We start from the raw sequence: 18,117 nt of genomic DNA, 5'->3' as shown, positions 1-18,117 counted from the left end.
TCATCAATCGTTGCCGACGTCGAACCGCAGCCGCTTGGCCGAGTCGATCGACTTGTGCGACCGCAGCTGATCCAGCACCTTCTCCGGGAACGGCGCATCGAGATAGAGCAGCGCGATCGCATCGCCGCCCGGCCGGTTACGGCCGAGCTGGAAGTTGGCGATGTTGACGCCGTTCTCACCGCAGACGGTGCCGAGCAGGCCGATGATGCCGGGCGCGTCGGCATTGGTCGTGTAGAGCATATGCTGCCCGACTTCGGCGTCGAGGTTGATGCCCTTGATCTGAATGAAGCGCGGCTTGTGGTCCGAGAAGCAGGTGCCGGCGATCGAACGCGTCATGTGCTCGGTGGTGACGGTGAGCTTGATATAGCCGTCGAAGACGCCCGACTTGTCGCGCTTGACCTCGGCGACGATGATGCCGCGCTCCTTCACCATGATCGGCGCCGACACCATGTTGACGTCCGAGACCTGCGGACGGATGAGGCCGGCAAGGGCGGCACTCACCAGCGCCCGCGTGTTCATCGTCGCGGTCGAGCCGTCGAACAGGATCTCGACCTCCTTGATCGGATCCTCGGTGACCTGGCCGACAAAGGCGCCGAGCACCTCGGCGAGCTTGACGAAGGGTTTTAGCCGCGGCGCCTCTTCGGCGGTGATCGAAGGCATGTTGATGGCGTTGGAGACGGCGCCCTTGATCAGGTAGTCAGACATCTGCTCGGCAACCTGCAGCGCGACGTTCTCCTGCGCCTCGGTGGTCGAGGCGCCGAGATGCGGGGTCGCCACGACATTTTCCATGCCGAACAGCGGGTTGTTCTCCGCCGGCTCGACCTCGAACACGTCGACGCCGGCTCCGGCCACCTTGCCGCTCTTCAGCGCAGCGACCAGATCGGCCTCCACGACCAGCCCGCCGCGCGCGCAATTGATGATGCGCACGCCGTCCTTCATCTTGGCGATCGCAGCCGCGTCGATGATGTTGCGCGTCTTGTCGGTCAGCGGCGTATGCAAGGTGATGAAGTCGGCGCGTGCGAAAAGCTCGTCGAGCTCGACCTTCTCGACCCCGAGTTCCTCGGCGCGGCTGTCCGACAGGAACGGATCGAAGGCCACGACATGCATCTTCAGCCCGACGCCGCGCGTCGCGACGATCGAGCCGATATTGCCGCAGCCGATCACGCCCAGCGTCTTGCCGGTGATCTCGATGCCCATGAAGCGGTTCTTTTCCCATTTTCCCGCGTGCGTGGAGGCGTTGGCCTCCGGGATCTGGCGGGCCAGCGCAAAGATCATGGCGACGGCATGCTCGGCCGTGGTGATCGAATTGCCGAAGGGCGTGTTCATCACGATGATACCCCTGCGGCTCGCCGCCGGGATATCGACATTGTCGACGCCGATGCCGGCGCGTCCGACGACCTTGAGCCTGGTGGCGGCATTGATCAGCTTCTCGGTGACCTTGGTCGCCGAGCGGATGGCGAGACCGTCATACTGGCCGATCACTTCGAGAAGCTTTTCCTTGTCTTTGCCGAGATCGGGCAGGTAGTCGACCTCGATGCCGTGATTCTTGAATATCTGCACGGCGGTGGTTGAAAGTTTATCCGAGACGAGAACGCGGGGCGCCATTGCGGCCTCCTTGACGTGGAAATGGATGTGTCGGGAAATGGCGGCCCGCAGGCCGCCATGAAACTCAGGCCGCTGCTTTCAGCGACGCCTTCTGCGTGGCAAAAGCCCAGTCGAGCCAGGGCAACAGCGCTTCGAGATCGGAGGTCTCGACGGTTCCGCCGCACCAGATGCGCAGGCCGGGCGGGGCATCGCGGTAGGAGCCGATGTCGTAGGCGACGCCTTCCTTGTCGAGCGCCGAGACGATGCCCTTGGCGAAAGCCGCCTGGCCGTCGGCGTCGAGCGCCGCGACTTGGCCGTCGGTGAAAGAGAGACACACGGAAGTGTTCGAGCGCGTCGCCGGATCGACCGTCAGATGGCCGAGCCACGACGACTTCTCCACGAACCGGTCGAGCACCGCGGCATTGGCGTCGGCGCGGGCAATCAGCGCTTCCAGGCCGCCGATCGACTTCGCCCATTGAAGCGCATCGAGATAATCCTCGACGCACAGCATCGACGGCGTATTGATGGTCTCGCCCTTGAAGATGCCTTCGATCAGCTTGCCGCCCGAGGTCAGGCGGAAGATCTTCGGCAGCGGCCAGGCCGGCTTGTAGGTTTCCAGTCGCTCGACGGCGCGGGGGCTGAGGATCAGCATGCCATGCGCGCCTTCGCCGCCCAGCACCTTCTGCCAGGAGAAGGTCACGACATCGAGTTTTTCGAAGTCGAGCCTCTGGGCGAACGCCGCCGAGGTGGCGTCGCAGATGGTGAGACCCTTGCGATCAGCCGGAATGAAATCGCCGTTCGGCACGCGCACGCCCGAGGTCGTGCCGTTCCAGGTGAAGACCACGTCGCGGTCGAAATCGATCTGCGTCAGGTCGGGCAGTTCGCCGTAGCCGGCCTCGAAGCGGCGCACGTCGGCGAGCCTGAGCTGCTTGACGACATCGGTCACCCAGCCGGAACCGAAACTTTCCCAGGCGACCATGTCGACGCCGCGCTCGCCGAGCAGCGACCACAGCGCCATCTCGACAGCGCCCGTATCGGACGCCGGCACGATGCCGATGCGGTAGTCGGCGGGAACCTTGAGGATTTCGCGCGTCAGCTCGATTGCCTGTTCGAGCTTGGCTTTACCGATCTTGGCGCGATGGGAGCGCCCCAGCGCGGCGGCTTTCAGCGCCTCGGCCGACCAGCCGGGACGTTTTGCGCAGGGACCTGAGGAGAAATTGGGATTTGCCGGACGGAGTCCGGGCTTGGTAAGCGTCGTCATCGTGGTTCTATCCTTCCAGATAGTGGCCCCTCGTTGGGGAGGGGTGGCCCACGGACGGCGATATGCGCTCAGGCTTCCGGCGTCAAGAGGAAAGTTTTTGTCGCTGCCGGGATACCGGCCTCATGCGACCACGTGGCGCAAATCGAAAACGGCGGATCGCCGGATCCGCGGTTTTCATTTTCGGGCGTTGCGCCATTCACCAGAGATCGTAGCGCAACCCGACCTTGACCTGGTGATAGTCGATACCCTTGTGGATCGAAGGCGTGCCTGAACCGTCGATGGTGGCGTATTTCAAGGACGGCACCGATACAAATTCGTAGCCAAGATCGACCGCGACATTCTTGCTGACCTGGTAGGCAAACCCGGCGCCCAGCATATAGGCCAGATTGTACTGTCTTTCACGCGTGATCGTGCCCTCATAGACGCTCGAATCAAAGCAGCTGAAACTCGTCGTCGTCGTGTTGCCGCCGCCGACCGTCGTGACGGTGTCGTCCTGGCAGTTCCTGGCGCTCTGAGCCAGCGTATAAGTGCTGTAGGCAAGACCCACACCACCGCCGACATAGGGCGTGAAGCCGACATAGGTGCCGAGATCGACGAAGGCGCTTGCCATGACGTCATACGCTTTGTTCCGTGTATAGTCCGAGCCGTCGCAGGCGCGGGTGCTCGGGCCTGATACCTGGCTGGTGATCGTGCCCGAGATATTGTCGGTCACTGTCGTGGTTTCGGTGCCTTCGCAGGTGGTGACGTATTTGTTGTCGTACTTACTGGTCGGCAGCAGGCCAAAATTGAGCTCGCCGCGTAAATAGTCGTTGAAGTGATAACCCATACCGATGGATCCCGAGAGCGCGCTGACATCGGTAACGACCCCGGCCGGCGTCTCGGAGAAATCGTAAGGCTTGTTGAAGGCGTAGCCGATGTCGCCGCGCAGGTACCAGCCTGAGCCGACCTCGACCGGCTGATAATCCGGCGCCTGGTCGACGTAGATCGGCGGATTGTAGTCGGCCGACACCGCCTGTGTCGCCGGCATCAGCACGATTGCGGCGAGCGCCAGTGCGATACGCGATTTTGATGTCATGGTCCCCGGCTCCTGAAGTTGGCGCCAGTCGCGAACGCGAGCACAGCTGCCGTTTCAAGGAGCATTGTTAACCATAGTGGTTAAGTGCCGGTTAAGGATAACAGCCGGTTACCGAATTGATTTCGATACTATTTTACCGGCCGCGCACACACGAAAAGACCGCCCGGCTGACGCCGGGCGGTCGAACTGTCGAATGCAGAGTTTTACTTGGTGTAGATCGGTTCCGGCTGATAGGCCACCACCGGAGCGGCGCAGCCGTTGTTGCCGCCGAACTGGTAGCGCAGGCCGCCGCGCACCTCATGCGTGTTGATGCCGTGGTCGAACCCCGGCCCGGAGCTGCTCGTGTCGAACTCGAACATGCGCCCGCCCTCGATATGGGTGAAGCGGTAGCCCGCGTCGAGGATGAGCTTGTCGGTCAAGCAGTAGGAAGCGCCGGCCATGAGCGCATAGGCGAAGCGCCAGTTGGACGACCCCGGATTGGTCTCGGTAGTGTTCGGATCGTGGACCGTGTCCCACTTGACGTGCGCGCCGCCGATGCCGGCGCCGACATAAGGCGTGATGCCGTGATAGGTGCCGATATCGACATAGGCATTGGCGAGCAACAGCAGGGCGCTCATCTTCGACACCTCGGTCGATATCGCGCCGCTGGAATCCGAGGTCTGGCCATTGAAGTTCGACTTGAACCAGTAGTCGGCGGTGAGGTCGGTGCGGAAGTAGTCGTTGACCTTGTAGCCGACGCCGCCGCCGAGCGAGAAGCCGCCCTTAAGCTTGCCGAAATCGAAACTATTGGTGCCGGGCGGTGGGCCGTATGTGATGTAGTCGATGCCACGCAAACTCGACTTGTGATAGTCAATGTCGCCGCGGATGTACCAGCCACCGACATCGACCGGCTGTGCCTCGACGACCGGCGGCGGCGCCTCCTCGACCGGTGCCGGTTCCGCGAGGTCGGCGGCAAGCGCCGGTCCGGCCACCCCCGCGAACAGCGCGGCAAACAATGCCATTCTTGCTTTGAACATGCTGTCACCCCTAAGAAGCCTCGGGACGACGCTGCCCGAAGATGGTTGCCTCGGGCGTGGATAATGAATCGCAAAGGTTAAAGGCCGTTTAACCGTACCGATTAACCACGAATCTCTACAATTTTAGATGGAACGGCGTTTGTCCGGGCCGTGAGCGCATGAAAAAAGCCAACCGGGCGGCGGGCTTTTTGGGATGCGGTGAGGCTCGGTTCGCTGCGGCCGTCAGGCGGCGCTGCGGGTTTCCGAGATGATGCCGACAATGTCGTTGACGACGGCCTCGACCAGCTGCGGATCGTCGCCTTCGGCCATGACGCGGATGAGCGGCTCGGTGCCGGAGGGCCGGATGACGAGACGGCCGGCCTTGCCCAGGCGGTTGCGCCCTTCCTCGATGGCTGCCTTGACCGGCGCCTCCTCCAGCGGCTTGCCGCCGGAGATGCGGACATTCTTCAGAAGCTGCGGCACCGGCTCGAACTTCTTCGACAGCTCGCTGACCGGCCGGTTCTGCCGCTTGATGCAGGCCAGAACCTGCAGCGCCGAAACCAGGCCGTCGCCGGTGGTCGAGAAATCGGAGAGCACGATGTGGCCGGACTGCTCGCCACCGACGTTGAGGCCGTGCGCGCGCATATGCTCGACGACATAGCGGTCGCCGACCTTGGTTCGATGCAGATGCAGCTTCATGTCGCCGAGGAAACGCTCGAGGCCGAGATTGGACATCACGGTCGAGACCACGCCGCCGCCGGCCAGCCGCCCGCTCTGGTGCCAGGATTCGGCGATCAGCGCCATGATCTGGTCGCCGTCGACGATGTCGCCGTTCTCGTCGACGATGACCACGCGGTCGGCGTCGCCATCGAGCGCGATGCCGATATCGGCGCGCACCTCGTGCACCTTCTTCTGCAGGCCGGCCGGATGGGTCGAGCCGCATTCCTTGTTGATGTTGAAGCCGTTCGGCTCGACATTGATGGCCACCACTTCGGCGCCGAGTTCCCACAGCGCCTCGGGCGCAACCTTGTAGGAAGCGCCGTTTGCGCAGTCGACGACGATCCGAAGTCCGGAAAGCGACATCGAGCGCGGCAGCGTGCGCTTGGCGAATTCGATATAGCGGTCATGGACGCCGTCGACGCGCTTGGCGCGGCCAAGCCCGTCGGAATCGGCAAGCGCAAGCTCGATGTCCTTATCGAGCATGCCTTCGATGCGCTGCTCGATCTCGTCGGAGAGCTTGTAGCCGTCGGGGCCGAACAGCTTGATGCCGTTGTCGTAATAGGGGTTGTGCGAGGCCGAGATCATCACGCCGATGTCGGCGCGAAGCGAGCGCACCAGCATGGCGACCGCCGGCGTCGGGATGGGACCGAGCAGGAACACATCCATGCCGGCGGCGCACAGGCCCGCCACCATCGCGTTCTCGATCATGTAGCCGGAAAGCCGCGTGTCCTTGCCGAGCACGACGCGGTGCCGATGATTGCCGCGCTGGAACGAGAGTCCGGCGGCCATCCCGACCCTCATGGCCACCTCGGCCGTCATCGGAAACTTGTTGGCGCGTCCGCGGATGCCGTCGGTGCCGAAATACTGCCCTGCCATGCCTGCCAATGTCCCCGTCGGTTTCAGCCGCCCGTATTGCCACAATTGGGCCGCACCCGATCATCACATTTCGTAATTATATATTACCATTCCTTAGAAAATCATTGTCGCGGGCGGGTCAAGTGATTCGACAGCCTACCACGACCTCTCACTCTAGCGGCAATATACCAGCCGAGGCGAGCTTTTCCGCTCAATGCGGCGTGGAAAAACCTTGTTCGCGCAACCGGCGCAAGCAATTCATCACCTTATCGGGAGAAACACACTTTGTGAGGGCATCCGCCGCGGAAGCATCTGGCGCAGTTTGAAGTTGAGAGCTATTGATTCGGTATAGGGACACCACCTGGCGGCAGCAAGGGAGAAAAACGCCATGCTTATTCATAGACTTGCAACATTGACGGGCCTCGCCGTCGCAGCCTTTTTCGTGGCGGCGCCGGCCAACGCGCTGACCATGGCCGAGTGCAGCACCAAGTACAACGCCGCCAAGGACGCCGGGACGCTGAACGGCCAGACCTGGAACCAATTCCGCAAGGCGCAGTGCGGCAGCGACGCTTCGGCCGCGACCGGCACCAAGGCTACGACCGACACCAAGGCGGCGACCGAAACCAAGGCTGCCGAAACCAAGCCCGCCAAGAAGGCCAAGGAGACCACCGCCGCGGCCGCCGACAGCTCCGCCAAGGGCCTGACCGCCAAGGAATGCAGCGCCAAGTACCAGGCCGCGAAGGCGGCCGGGACGCTGAACGGCATGAAGTGGAACGACTTCCGCAAGAGCGAATGCGCGGCCGGCGCCAGCGCCGCTGCCGCCGCCGGTTCCACGACGACGACCAAGACGGCGACCACTACCACGGCGCCGGCGGCAGCCGCCGGCAAGGGCCTGTCCATGGCCGAATGCAGCACCAAATATCAGGCTGCCAAGACCGCCAACAAGCTGAACGGCATGAAGTGGAACGACTTCCGCAAGGCCGAGTGCGGCGCGGCCGCTGCCGACGACGACACCGTGCCGGCTCCGACGGAAGCGACTTTCACCAAGGAACCGGCGAAGCCGACGGTCGATGCGCCGAAGGGCGTGACCTTCCCGACCGCCATCTCGCCGAAATTCGCCACCGAGACCCCAGCCAAGGGCCGCATGCACACCTGCCTCGAGCAGTACTACGCCAACAAGGACGCCAACACGCTCAACGGCCTGAAGTGGATCCAGAAGGGCGGCGGCTTCTACAGCCTCTGCAATGCCAAGCTGAAGGGCTGATCTCTTAGCAGCAGCGGTTCAAGAAAAGCCCGCGCATCGCAAGGTGCGCGGGCTTTTTGTTTGCGGCTCAAAGTGGAAGCGCGATCGCCGACGCTGCCAATCTCCCCCTTGTGGGCCTTTGTGGGGGAGATGTCCGGCAGGACAGAGGGGGGCGCGAAGGCCCCAGCTTGGGTTCGCCTTCACGCCGGCGAGAAAGGTGGTTCGGCGAAAACCGTGACTGTGAAGAGGAAAATATGCTCGGTAGTCTGGGCAAAGCCGTCGGCGCAAGGCTTACCATTGACATGCCGGCGGGACAGCGCCCCCCTCTGCCCTACCGGGCATCTCCCCCACAAGGGGGGAGATTGGCCATCCTGCCGGCTCTCGCAAATCGCCAACACCGCAGGTGCAATTCGCGAATGACTCGACAATCCTCTGCGACCTCTCAAGCAAAAACGCCGCGGCAGAGCCGCGGCGTTTTTGCTCGAATCGTATCTATCCCGAGGTCACCCCTGCGGCTGCGGCTCCATGCCGCCTTCGGGCTCGGGGCCCTTCTTGCGGCGGCCGCCGGTGCCGGCCTTCGGCACCGCCGAGCCGCGACTGGGCGGGGTGTCGTCGCCAAGGTCGCGGGCGGGCTTGTGGCCGGCGATCAGCTGCTTGATCTCGTCGCCGGTCAGCGTCTCGTATTCGAGCAGCCCTTCGGCGAGCGCGATCCAGTCCTTCTTCTTCTTGGTGAGCACCGTCTTTGCGGTCGAATAGGCGTCGTCGATCAGCCGGCGCACCTCGGCGTCGATGATCTGCGCCGTCTCTTCCGAGATGTTCTGCTGGCGCGCCACCGAATGGCCGAGGAAGACCTCTTCCTGGTTGTCGCCATAGGCGACATGGCCGAGCTTGTCGGAGAAACCCCAGCGCGTGACCATGGCGCGCGCCAGCTTGGTCGCCTGCTCGATGTCGGAGGAAGCGCCGGAGGTGATGTTCTCCTTGCCGAACTTGAACTCCTCGGCGACGCGGCCGCCCATCATGATCGCGAGCCGCGAGATCATGTATTTGTAGCTCATCGAATAGCGATCGCCTTCCGGCAGCTGCATGACCATGCCGAGCGCGCGGCCGCGCGGGATGATGGTCGCCTTGTGCAGCGGGTCGGCCGTCGGCACGTTGAGCGCCAGGATGGCGTGGCCGGCCTCGTGATAAGCGGTCAGCTCCTTCTCGGCCTGCGTCATCGCCGACGAGCGGCGCTCGGCGCCCATCATGATCTTGTCCTTGGCGTCCTCGAACTCGGCCATGGTGACGAGCCGCTTGTTGCGGCGCGCCGCCATCAGCGCGGATTCGTTGACGAGGTTCATCAGGTCGGCGCCGGAGAAGCCGGGCGTGCCGCGCGCGATGACCTTGAGGTCGACATTGGGCGCCAGCGGCACGTTGCGCACATGCACCTTGAGGATCTTCTCGCGGCCGACGATGTCGGGGTTCGGCACCACCACCTGGCGGTCGAAGCGGCCGGGCCTGAGCAGCGCCGGGTCAAGCACGTCGGGCCGGTTGGTGGCGGCGATCAGGATGATGCTTTCGTTGGACTCGAAGCCGTCCATCTCGACCAGCAGCTGGTTCAGCGTCTGCTCGCGCTCGTCATTGCCGCCGCCGAGGCCGGCGCCGCGATGACGGCCGACCGCGTCGATTTCATCGATGAAGATGATGCAGGGCGCGTTCTTCTTGGCCTGGTCGAACATGTCGCGCACACGGGATGCGCCGACGCCGACGAACATCTCGACGAAGTCCGAGCCGGAGATGGTGAAGAACGGCACATTGGCTTCGCCGGCGACCGAACGGGCGAGCAGCGTCTTGCCGGTTCCGGGAGGGCCGACGAGCAGCACGCCGCGCGGGATCTTGCCGCCGAGCCGCTGGAACTTCTGCGGATCGCGCAGGAACTCGACGATCTCCTCGAGATCCTCCTTGGCCTCGTCGACGCCGGCAACGTCCTGGAAGGTGACGCGGCCATGCGCCTCGGTGAGCAACTTGGCCTTCGACTTGCCGAAGCCCATGGCGCGGCCGGAGCCGGACTGCATCTGACGCATGAAGAATATCCACACGCCGAGGATCAGGATCATCGGCAGCCACGAGATCAGGTAGCCGAATAGCGAGTTGGAGCCGTCGGTCTCAGGCCGCGCGTTGATGGTGACGTTCTTGTCCTGCAGCCTGGAGACCAGCGACGGATCGCCGGGCGAATAGGTCTGGAAGCCGTTGGCGTTGTCGGTGTAGTTGCCTGAGATGCGGGCGCCGGCGATGGTCACGCTCTTGACCCGGCCGGAGGCGACATCCTGCAGGAACTGCGAATAGGCAATCTCGCTGGAAGCGCCGCGCGTCTGCGGCGTCTGGAAAAGATTGAAGAGGGCGATGAGCAGGACCGCTATGATCGCCCAGAGCGCGAGATTGCGATAATTCGGATTCATCTATTGTCCTGTTGGCGTCCGCACGCGGACCCACGATGATGATGGAGGCTTGGCCTAACATAGGGAGAGCGGCTCCCCTTGCCAAGCATAACAGCACGCCTCGGTTAAGCTTTCGCCCATGCTCCGCTGCGATCATGGCCGCGACAAGGCAGAGCCGGCAGCGCCGGCGCGCCGATCAGCGTCGCGACGGCCGCCGCGGGCAGTAAATCGAAGGATGGCAGGAAGCAGGCGAACGGTGACACAACAGGTGCGACTGCCATTGGCCGGGGCCTGGCATCCGCGCCAGCAAAATCAAGGCCTTCGCCGCCGCGCCACGCCGCGGGCTCGGCGGCAAGCGCCTTGCGCAGCATGGCTGCCGGCGCGCCGCCCTCTACGACAAGACGTTTGGCGGCGGCGGACCCCAGGGGCCCGATCACCAAGCCGGCCGATCTGTCGCTCAATGTGATCCGGCGCCGGCCATCCCAAATGGCCTGATCCTCTGCCGGAACGACGGGCAGATTGCGCGCCTCGCGGTAAAGGAAGATGCCGGCCCGGCGCGCGTCGACCACCGTCCGCGACAATGTGGCGCAAAGCGTCCCGGACCGCAGACGCTGAAACAGCGCCCGGCAGCGCGCCTCATCCGCAAGGAAGGAAACACCGCCGACCGTGGCGAGCAGGATGCGCAGCGCATAGATGGCGGCGGCGCTGTCTTCGCTGGCGACGAAATCGCGGTCGAGGCGGATGAGCCCGGAAGCCGGCCGGCTGGCGAAGGCGCCGATCAGCGCGGCCGCCCGGCGGCCGAGCGCTTCACGCTCGGCGGCTGCCTGCCTGGTTCGCGCGATCGCCTCCTCGAAACGGCGTTCGCCATCGGCGCCTGCAAGGGATGCCCGCACGCGCGGCCGTTCGAAGCGCTGGTCGACATTGGTCGGATCCTCGATCCAGCCGATGCCGCGGCGCTTCAGCATCTCGCGCAATGCCGCCCGGCGCGTGCCGAGGAACGGTCTGGCGATCCATACCCGCCAGTCGTAGAGCGTGGCCGGCGCCATGCCGGCGAGGCCGCGCCCGCCTTCGAGAACCTCCGCGTCGCGGACCCCCTCGTCGCGTGCTTGCCGCATCAGCACGGTCTCGGCCTGGTCGTCGGCGGTGTGGCCAGTCAGGATCAGGCGAATGCCTTCTTCTTCTGCCGCCTCGGCCAGCAGCCGGTAGCGCGCCTCGCGCGCGGCGGCGGGTAGCCCGGTCGACGGCTTGGGGCCGGACCAGGCGAGCGTGCGGTGCGTGATGCCGTGCTCGGCGCAGACGCTTGCCACGGTTCGCGCTTCCGCTGCCGAATTCGGTCTCAGGCCGTGATCGATCGTCACCGCAAGCAGCTTTGCCGCGGGTGCAATCAGGTCGAGATGATCTTTGAGGAGAAAGAGAAGTGCGGTCGAGTCGCTGCCGCCGGACACGGCCGCAACGGCGCCGTGGGAGAAGTCGAAGTCTGCGAAAAGGCAATCCGAAAGGTCACCCTCGGCGTCGAGCATCACTGCATGTCGTCCAAAAGCGGTCCCGGTCTTGGGACAACGCATGCAGGCTAGCACGAGGCCAGCGCCTTTTCCTGCTTGATGCGTTCCTTCAGCGTGCCGGAAACATCCGGATAGCGCTTGCCGATCTCGTTGAAGGTGGCGCAGGCCACGTCGTTCTGCTTGAGGCCAACCAGCGACACGCCGAGCTTGAGGAGCATGTCGGGCGCCTTCTTGGCCTTCGGATACTCCTTGCTGGCGGCAAGGAAAACCTCCGCGGCATCGCGGTATTTCTGCTGGCCAAGCAGCGACTCGCCAAGCCAGTAGTGAGCATCCGGCGCCTTGGCGTCCTTGGGGAAGCGGGAGATATGATCGCGAAAACCCTGCTCGGCGGTGGGATAGTCGCCCGACAGGATGAACTGATAGGAGTTGCGGTAAAGCTCGTCGGGATTATTGGTCGAAGGCAGTGAAGCCATCACCGTACCGCCGGACTTGCCCTTGCCGCTGTTGCTGCCGGTCTCCGCGGAAGGCGCGTTTGCCGTGGCCGCAGGAGCTTGCGTCGGCGCGCTCGCCTGCGGATTGGACTCGGCATTGACGACATTGCCGTTCTTGTCGACCGTGATGGTGCCGAAGGTCTTCGGCGGCGCGCCGGGGATCACCTTGCCCGGATCGCCGGTCTGCGACTCCACGATGACCTCGCCGACGCTCTTGCCGCCGCCGCCCTGCGCCCCCGTATCGGCCGGACCTTGCGTCGCCGGAGCATCGGCGACGCTAGTGTCGGCGCCGGCATTGCCGGTGCCCGCGGCGCCCATATTCGTGCCGCCGTTGTTTGCATCGCCGTTCGCAGGCGCAGCCTCGGACTTCTTCTGGCCGGCCGGTTTCGTACCCTGCGAGCCGCCTTCGAGCTGCTGGAAGCGGAACTCGTTGTCTTCCTGCTGCTTGCGCATCTGCTCCTGCATTTGCAGGATCTGGAAATTGAGCTCCTCGATCTTGCCGTTCATCTGGCGGAGCTGATCTTCCAGACCGGTCGCGCCGGCGCTGTCCTGCTGCGCCATCTGGGACTGCTCCGGCATCTTCTTGTCGCCGAAGATGCCGAGCGTCGGCAGGTGGAAGGTGAACCCGCTGTCCGAGGACTGCCCGGTGCTGCCTGCCGGGGCGGCGACGCTCGGGATGCTTGACACGAGCAGCAGCGCAAGCGTGCCGCTCAGGACCGTTCTGAAATGCATTATGTCTCTCGCCGTGAATCTGTTGGCCTGATGCGCCTTTCCAAATCGGAATGGGAGGAAGCGCCCTCGCGCTCTTAGCAGGACGCGAGACTTCGGCCAAATTTTGTTTCAACCTGTCGCATGCGAAAAAGGCGGCCCTGAGGCCGCCTTTCATTCCGCAATGTTGTATTTTTGCCGCCGGGCGGAGCGTCAGGAGCCAGCGCCGGAAAGCGTGGTGACGGCGCGGCGGTTCTGCGACCAGCACGAGATGTCGTCGCAGACCGCGACCGGGCGTTCCTTGCCGTAGGAGATGGTCTTCAGGCGGTTGGCCGCAACGCCCTTGGAGACCAGGAAGTCGCGGGTGGCGGCGGCGCGGCGGGCGCCCAGCGCCAGATTGTATTCACGCGTGCCGCGCTCGTCGGCGTGGCCTTCGATGACGATGGCATACTGCTTGTACTGGTTGAGCCACTGCGCCTGGCGCCCCAGCGTGGTCTGCGCGTCGGCGCGGATCGACGAGGAGTCGGTGTCGAAGAAGATGCGGTCGCCGATGTTGACGGTGAAGTCCTGCGCCGAGCCGGGCGTGGCGGCGCCGGCGCCATTGAGGCCGAGATCGGCCGCGCTGTTCGGGGTCTTCTTGGAGGCGCAACCGGTGATGGCCAGAGCCGCCACCAACGCGATCATCGCCGGGTTTCTGGTAAGTGCTGCGATACGGCCCATGCCGCCCTCTCCTTAGCATTCGAGTGATTTCGTTGATCACCCAGTAACCACGTTTGGGTTAACCGCCATTCAAGAAACACGGTTAATTTTTCGTTTCGAGCCGCCGTCCTCGGCTATCTTTGCCCGGAACATTGGGCGCGGACCGTAGGCGGAAATACGGCCAAAACGCGACGAAGCGTTGGAAAAGAGGGAATTGAAGAATTGAAGAATTGGAGAAAAGGGTCACTTCAACTTCTCCCTCAGATTCACCAGCATCCCATAGATATGGCTGCAATCCTACGTCCATAGATATGGACGTAGGATTGCAGCCATTCGTCGCGTTGCGCTTGCGTGATGTAATCAAGGTCGAACGCATACGAAATCCATGTCTCGACTTCACTGCATGACCCCATCGCCATCGAAATGAAGCGCGCGAATTCTGGCTTTGAGTGGCTCTGCTTTGCAAATCCCTCAGCCAAATTGGCGCAGATCGCCTTGCTGGAACGACGCAATTGATCTGCGAGTGCGTATTGCTCCACTTTTGGGAAAGCGAGCGTAGCCCTGTGGAGCTCAAGAGAAACCGCATAAGCGCGCTTATAGACCTCTAGATCCTTCGCGCGCCTAATATAGCTTCCGGCTTTCTCCATTCTTCAATTCTTCAATTCCCCAGTTCTTCAATTCCTCAGTTCCCCAGCTCACTCCAGCAACGGCGACCAGGCCGGATCCGAGGCGAAGTTCGAGGTCGAGATCTGCTGTTCGTTGCGGCCGGTGAGATCGACCGTGACCAGCTTCGGCCCGCCGGCCGAATCGCGGAAGAACATCAGCACGCGGCCGTTCGGCGCCCAGGTCGGCCCTTCCTGCTGGAAGCCGGAAGAAAGGATGCGCTCGCCCGAGCCGTCGGTCTTCATGACGCCGATCTGGAACTCGCCGCCGGTCTGCTTGGTGAAGGCGATGAGGTCGCCGCGCGGCGACCACACGGGCGTCGAATAGACGCCGTCGCCGAAGGAGATGCGGGTCTGGCCCGAGCCGTCGGCGCCCATCACATAGATCTGTGCGCGGCCGCCGCGGTCCGAAGTGAAGACGATCTTGCTGCCGTCGGGCGAATAGGACGGAGAGGTGTCGATGGCGGTCGAATTGGTGAGCCGGGTGGTCGAGCGGCTCCTCAGATCCATGGCGAAGATGTTGGAATTGCCGTCGTCGCGCAGCAGGCTCATGATCACTTTCTGCCCGTCGGGCGAAAAGCGCGGCGCGAACGTCATGCCGGGGAAGTTGCCCACCAGCTCGCGCTGCCCGGTCTCGATCTGCAGGAGATAGACCTTCGGCTGTCCGCTCTCGTACGACATATAAGTGATTTCCTGCCGGTTCGGCGAGAAGCGCGGCGTCAGCACGATCGAGCGGCCGTCCGACAGGTAGCGCACATTGGCGCCGTCCTGGTCCATGATAGCGAGGCGCTTCTTGCGCGCGTTCTTGGCGCCGGACTCGTCGACGAAGACGACGCGGGTGTCGAAATAGCCCTTCTCGCCGGTCAGCCGCTCATAGATGGCGTCGGCGATGATATGGGCGACCCGCCTGGTGTTGGCATCGTTGGCGAAGAACTGCTCGCCGGCCATCTGCTGGCCGGCAAATGTGTCCCACAGGCGGTACTGGGCGCGGATGCGGCCGTCGGCTTCCTTGCCGACGCTGCCGGTGACCAGCGCCTGCGCATTGATCACCTTCCAGTCATCGAAGCGCGGCGTGGCGTCGGGGCTCGAGATCTTTTCGATGAAGGCGCTCTTGTCGATCGGGGCGAACAGGCCGGACCGCTTGAGATCGGCCGTAACGATTTCCGTGATCTGGGCGCCCAGCGCATCGTTGGACTGGAAATCCGTAATGGCGATCGGCAGCGGCTCGACATTGCCCTTGTTGACGTTGAGCTCGACGAGGGCCTGGGCCGGCAGGGTGGCGACGGCCGTCATGCCCAGCGCCATGGCTGCGATCGTCAGGAGCGGCTTGAGGAAAGATCTCATGTCTTCTCGCTTTTCTTCTTTGATGGTTCAGATACCGGCCTTAGAGGCCAAGCATCTCCCGTGGATCGAAGGTGACCCGGATATCGTTCCAGATGTCCTGCTTGCCGGCGGGAACCTGCAGGCCGGCCACGTCGCATTTTTGAACCGCGCGCACGGCGCTTTCGTCGAACTGCCGGTTGCCGCTCGACTGCTCGACCGATGGCCGGCCGTCGAGTTTGCCGTTGGTGTCGAGATTGAACCGGACGACGACGACGAAGTTCTCCGAGCCTTCCAGCCCGACAGGCAAGGTCCAGCAGCCGCCGAGCTGAGCTTCGAGAGCTCCCTGCTCCGACTTGGAAAGCTTCTGGCCCTGATCCTTGTTGCCACCGAGCGATGCCTGCTGCGTCGAGCGCTTGGCGCCGCCGCCCGACGGCTTCTGCTTGTCGAGCAATGCTGAAATCTCGTCGGCGTTGAACTGCTTCTCGTCCGACTTCGGCTTCGAGGAGGCCTCCTTGACGGGCTTTTCCGCATCCTTGCGGTCCGGCGCCTTGGCGCTCTCGGCCTGGGCAGGCTGCGGTTTTGGCCGCGCCTCCGGCGCCGGAGCGGAGTCAGGAAGCTTGGCTTCCTCGGTCGGCTGCTCCTTGGCGATCGCCTGGGCGACAGCGTCCGGCTTGACCTCTTCCTTCGGCTGGATGGCCGCGGTCGTGTCCTTCGGCGGTGTCGGAGCCGGCTCCTTGGCCGGCGTCGGCTTGGGATCCGTCTGCTTGACCGGCTCGGGCTTCACCTCTTCCTTCGGCGCAGGCGTCGGCGCGACCTCGGTTGCCGGCACCGGCTTCGGCTTTTCCTGCGGCTTCGGCACGTCCTCGGCGGCCGGCTTCTCGGTCGGCGTCGGCGCCGGCGGCGGCGCCGATGTCTTCTCGACCGGCTTCGGCTTGGCCTCGTCCGTCACCGGCTTGTCGGTGTCGACGCTGTTTTCGCCGACCTTCTGAGCATTGGGAACGATATCCGGGCGCTTCGTCGGAACAGGCGCCGGCTTCTCATGCATGACGGCCTTCTTGTCGCCCTGCAGCGACTGCGCCACAGCCTCCATCGGCACGATGTCGACCGCCACCGACTCCACGTCGGTCGCCGGCATCGCAGGCGGCGAGGACAGCGTGAACAGCCCGAAGGCCAGCGCCACCGCATGCAAGATCACCGAGGAGGTGAGGCCGGTCCGCATTTGGCGTCTACTGATCCTGTTCCTGCAGCGAGACCAGGCCGATATTCTTGTAGCCGGCCGCCGAAATGCGGGCCATGACCTTCATGGCGGTGCCATAGTCCGTCGACTTGTCGCCGCGGATGAAGATGCGCTCGTCATAGCCGGTCTTCGAGATCGCCTGCAGCTTGGCCACCAGCTCCTCGATCGGAATCTCGGTTTCCTGCAGATAGATCTGGCCAGTGGCGTTGATCGACACGGTGATCGGCTGCGTGTCGACGTTCAGCGCCTTGGCCTGCGTGTCCGGCAGATCGATCGGAACGCCGACGGTCAAGAGCGGCGCCGCGACCATGAAGATGATCAGCAGCACCAGCATCACGTCGACCATCGGCGTGACGTTGATTTCCGACATCAGGCCATGATGGCGGCCACGCCGCCTGTGGCCGCGTCCGCCCCGCCCTATGCCACCTGCACTAGCAGCAGACATACCCATGATCGTTCCTCAGGCCTTCTGCGCGACTTTTTCATCGATTTGGCGCGAGAGTATGGCGGAGAACTCGTCCGAGAACCCTTCCATGCGCACCGCGAGTTTGTTCGCATCCGATGACAGCTTGTTGTAGGCGATGACGGCGGGGATCGCCGCGAGCAGGCCTATGGCCGTCGCGAGAAGCGCCTCCGCGATACCGGGCGCCACAACCGAGAGGCTGGTGTTCTTCGAGGCCGCGATCGCCTGGAATGAGGTCATGATGCCGATGACGGTGCCGAACAGGCCGATGAAGGGGGCAGCCGAACCCGTCGTGGCGAGGAAGCCGAGGCGGCCTTCCAGCCTTTCCATCTCCCGGGTGAGCGCCAGGTCCATCGCCTTGTCGATGCGGGTTTGCAGCGCCAGCGGCGATTTCGCGCCCTTCTCGAAGCTCTTTTTCCATTCGCGCATGGCCGCGACGAAGATCGCGCCCATGCCGGTGGTCTTGCGATCCGACAGCGTGCGGTAGAGATCTTCGAGCGACTGCCCCGACCAGAACACCTGCTCGAAGCGGTTGAGCGCCAGCCGCATGCGGCTGTAGGCGACCAGCTTGTCGATGATGATCGCCCAGGTCCAGATCGAGGCGCAGAGCAAGCCGATCATCACCAGCTTGACCACCCAACTGGCCTGCATGAACAGGCCCCATATCGACAAATGCGCGCCCGGGTCGGCGAGTGCGATGTTTTCCATGGTTACGTCCTTAAGAATTTTCCGGGCATCGCTGGCGGCTGGCCCATGGGCATCCCTTTGGTCCGATCGCGCGAAGCTTGAAGCTTGCGGCACAAGCCCCGAATGCACCGTTTCGCGGCCTTTTCAGGGCAAATATTGGTGAAAGGAAGGCGCACGAATTGCGCCGATCTTCAC

The 18,117-nt window shown here is 63.7% G+C and carries 15 protein-coding genes; 1 reads left to right on the top strand and 14 read right to left on the bottom strand.

The features are described from left to right. Positions 1–3 precede the first annotated feature (3 nt). The 5 genes from serA to glmM all read right to left on the bottom strand — a co-directional run bounded on the left by serA (position 4) and on the right by glmM (position 6,511). A complete protein-coding gene (gene serA / locus RFN28_RS12380) occupies positions 4–1,605 on the bottom strand; it encodes a phosphoglycerate dehydrogenase (protein ID WP_320287624.1) in 1,602 nt (533 codons plus the stop codon). Between the two features lie 64 nt (positions 1,606–1,669). Then, positions 1,670–2,845: a phosphoserine transaminase gene (locus RFN28_RS12375; RefSeq protein ID WP_320287623.1), complete on the bottom strand. Its 1,176-nt coding sequence runs from the start codon at positions 2,843–2,845 to the stop codon at positions 1,670–1,672. Positions 2,846–3,041: 196 nt separating this feature from the next. Continuing rightward, positions 3,042–3,920: an outer membrane protein gene (locus RFN28_RS12370; protein WP_320287622.1), complete on the bottom strand. Its 879-nt coding sequence runs from the start codon at positions 3,918–3,920 to the stop codon at positions 3,042–3,044. Positions 3,921–4,123: 203 nt separating this feature from the next. Continuing rightward, entirely contained in the window at positions 4,124–4,936 is an 813-nt protein-coding gene (locus tag RFN28_RS12365) for an outer membrane protein (protein WP_320287621.1), read from the bottom strand. 222 nt (positions 4,937–5,158) lie between these two features. Then, positions 5,159–6,511: a phosphoglucosamine mutase gene (gene glmM / locus RFN28_RS12360; RefSeq protein ID WP_320287620.1), complete on the bottom strand. Its 1,353-nt coding sequence runs from the start codon at positions 6,509–6,511 to the stop codon at positions 5,159–5,161. Between the two features lie 367 nt (positions 6,512–6,878). On the opposite strand from glmM, the gene RFN28_RS12355 reads away from it, so the two are divergent. Continuing rightward, positions 6,879–7,754 (top strand): hypothetical protein, encoded by an 876-nt coding sequence (locus tag RFN28_RS12355; RefSeq protein WP_320287619.1) that lies wholly within the window; start codon positions 6,879–6,881, stop codon positions 7,752–7,754. A 482-nt stretch (positions 7,755–8,236) separates the two neighbouring features. Here the strand turns inward: RFN28_RS12355 and ftsH are convergent, their stop codons facing one another. The 9 genes from ftsH to tolQ form a co-directional block, all read right to left on the bottom strand. Continuing rightward, positions 8,237–10,171, bottom strand: a complete 1,935-nt coding sequence (gene ftsH / locus RFN28_RS12350) for an ATP-dependent zinc metalloprotease FtsH (protein ID WP_320287618.1) — start codon at positions 10,169–10,171, stop codon at positions 8,237–8,239. A gap of 104 nt (positions 10,172–10,275) precedes the next feature. Next, positions 10,276–11,670: a tRNA lysidine(34) synthetase TilS gene (gene tilS / locus RFN28_RS12345; protein ID WP_320287617.1), complete on the bottom strand. Its 1,395-nt coding sequence runs from the start codon at positions 11,668–11,670 to the stop codon at positions 10,276–10,278. Between the two features lie 50 nt (positions 11,671–11,720). Continuing rightward, a complete protein-coding gene (gene ybgF / locus RFN28_RS12340; protein ID WP_320287616.1) occupies positions 11,721–12,875 on the bottom strand; it encodes a tol-pal system protein YbgF in 1,155 nt (384 codons plus the stop codon). A gap of 189 nt (positions 12,876–13,064) precedes the next feature. Beyond that, positions 13,065–13,571: a peptidoglycan-associated lipoprotein Pal gene (pal, locus tag RFN28_RS12335; protein WP_320287615.1), complete on the bottom strand. Its 507-nt coding sequence runs from the start codon at positions 13,569–13,571 to the stop codon at positions 13,065–13,067. 245 nt (positions 13,572–13,816) lie between these two features. Next, complete coding sequence (locus RFN28_RS12330; RefSeq protein ID WP_320287614.1) at positions 13,817–14,197, bottom strand: four helix bundle protein; 381 nt, start codon at positions 14,195–14,197, stop codon at positions 13,817–13,819. Between the two features lie 48 nt (positions 14,198–14,245). Next, positions 14,246–15,556 carry a Tol-Pal system beta propeller repeat protein TolB gene (tolB, locus tag RFN28_RS12325; protein WP_320287613.1) on the bottom strand — a complete coding sequence of 437 codons (1,311 nt, stop codon included), beginning with the start codon at positions 15,554–15,556 and terminating at the stop codon, positions 14,246–14,248. A gap of 40 nt (positions 15,557–15,596) precedes the next feature. Next, positions 15,597–16,754 (bottom strand): cell envelope integrity protein TolA, encoded by a 1,158-nt coding sequence (gene tolA, locus RFN28_RS12320; protein WP_320287612.1) that lies wholly within the window; start codon positions 16,752–16,754, stop codon positions 15,597–15,599. Positions 16,755–16,761: 7 nt separating this feature from the next. After that, positions 16,762–17,223, bottom strand: a complete 462-nt coding sequence (tolR, locus tag RFN28_RS12315; RefSeq protein ID WP_320287611.1) for a protein TolR — start codon at positions 17,221–17,223, stop codon at positions 16,762–16,764. Between the two features lie 9 nt (positions 17,224–17,232). Beyond that, positions 17,233–17,943, bottom strand: a complete 711-nt coding sequence (gene tolQ / locus RFN28_RS12310) for a protein TolQ (protein ID WP_320287610.1) — start codon at positions 17,941–17,943, stop codon at positions 17,233–17,235. Between the last annotated feature and the right edge of the window lie 174 nt (positions 17,944–18,117).

Source organism: Mesorhizobium album, assembly GCF_033977205.1.
In the GTDB taxonomy this organism is placed as follows: Bacteria; Pseudomonadota; Alphaproteobacteria; order Rhizobiales; family Rhizobiaceae; genus Mesorhizobium; species Mesorhizobium album.
This window is presented reverse-complemented; position numbering and strand designations above follow the sequence as displayed.

Coding starts and splice junctions, on each gene's coding strand:
- RFN28_RS12375 (WP_320287623.1), bottom strand. CDS start 2,845: ATGACGACGCTTACCAAGCCCGGACTCCGTCCGGCAAATCCCAATTTC.
- tolB (WP_320287613.1), bottom strand. CDS start 15,556: ATGAGATCTTTCCTCAAGCCGCTCCTGACGATCGCAGCCATGGCGCTG.
- tolQ (WP_320287610.1), bottom strand. CDS start 17,943: ATGGAAAACATCGCACTCGCCGACCCGGGCGCGCATTTGTCGATATGG.
- RFN28_RS12365 (WP_320287621.1), bottom strand. CDS start 4,936: ATGTTCAAAGCAAGAATGGCATTGTTTGCCGCGCTGTTCGCGGGGGTG.
- RFN28_RS12330 (WP_320287614.1), bottom strand. CDS start 14,197: ATGGAGAAAGCCGGAAGCTATATTAGGCGCGCGAAGGATCTAGAGGTC.
- glmM (WP_320287620.1), bottom strand. CDS start 6,511: ATGGCAGGGCAGTATTTCGGCACCGACGGCATCCGCGGACGCGCCAAC.
- pal (WP_320287615.1), bottom strand. CDS start 13,571: ATGGGCCGTATCGCAGCACTTACCAGAAACCCGGCGATGATCGCGTTG.
- serA (WP_320287624.1), bottom strand. CDS start 1,605: ATGGCGCCCCGCGTTCTCGTCTCGGATAAACTTTCAACCACCGCCGTG.
- RFN28_RS12370 (WP_320287622.1), bottom strand. CDS start 3,920: ATGACATCAAAATCGCGTATCGCACTGGCGCTCGCCGCAATCGTGCTG.
- tilS (WP_320287617.1), bottom strand. CDS start 11,670: ATGCTCGACGCCGAGGGTGACCTTTCGGATTGCCTTTTCGCAGACTTC.
- RFN28_RS12355 (WP_320287619.1), top strand. CDS start 6,879: ATGCTTATTCATAGACTTGCAACATTGACGGGCCTCGCCGTCGCAGCC.
- tolR (WP_320287611.1), bottom strand. CDS start 17,223: ATGGGTATGTCTGCTGCTAGTGCAGGTGGCATAGGGCGGGGCGGACGC.
- ybgF (WP_320287616.1), bottom strand. CDS start 12,875: ATGCATTTCAGAACGGTCCTGAGCGGCACGCTTGCGCTGCTGCTCGTG.
- tolA (WP_320287612.1), bottom strand. CDS start 16,754: ATGCGGACCGGCCTCACCTCCTCGGTGATCTTGCATGCGGTGGCGCTG.
- ftsH (WP_320287618.1), bottom strand. CDS start 10,171: ATGAATCCGAATTATCGCAATCTCGCGCTCTGGGCGATCATAGCGGTC.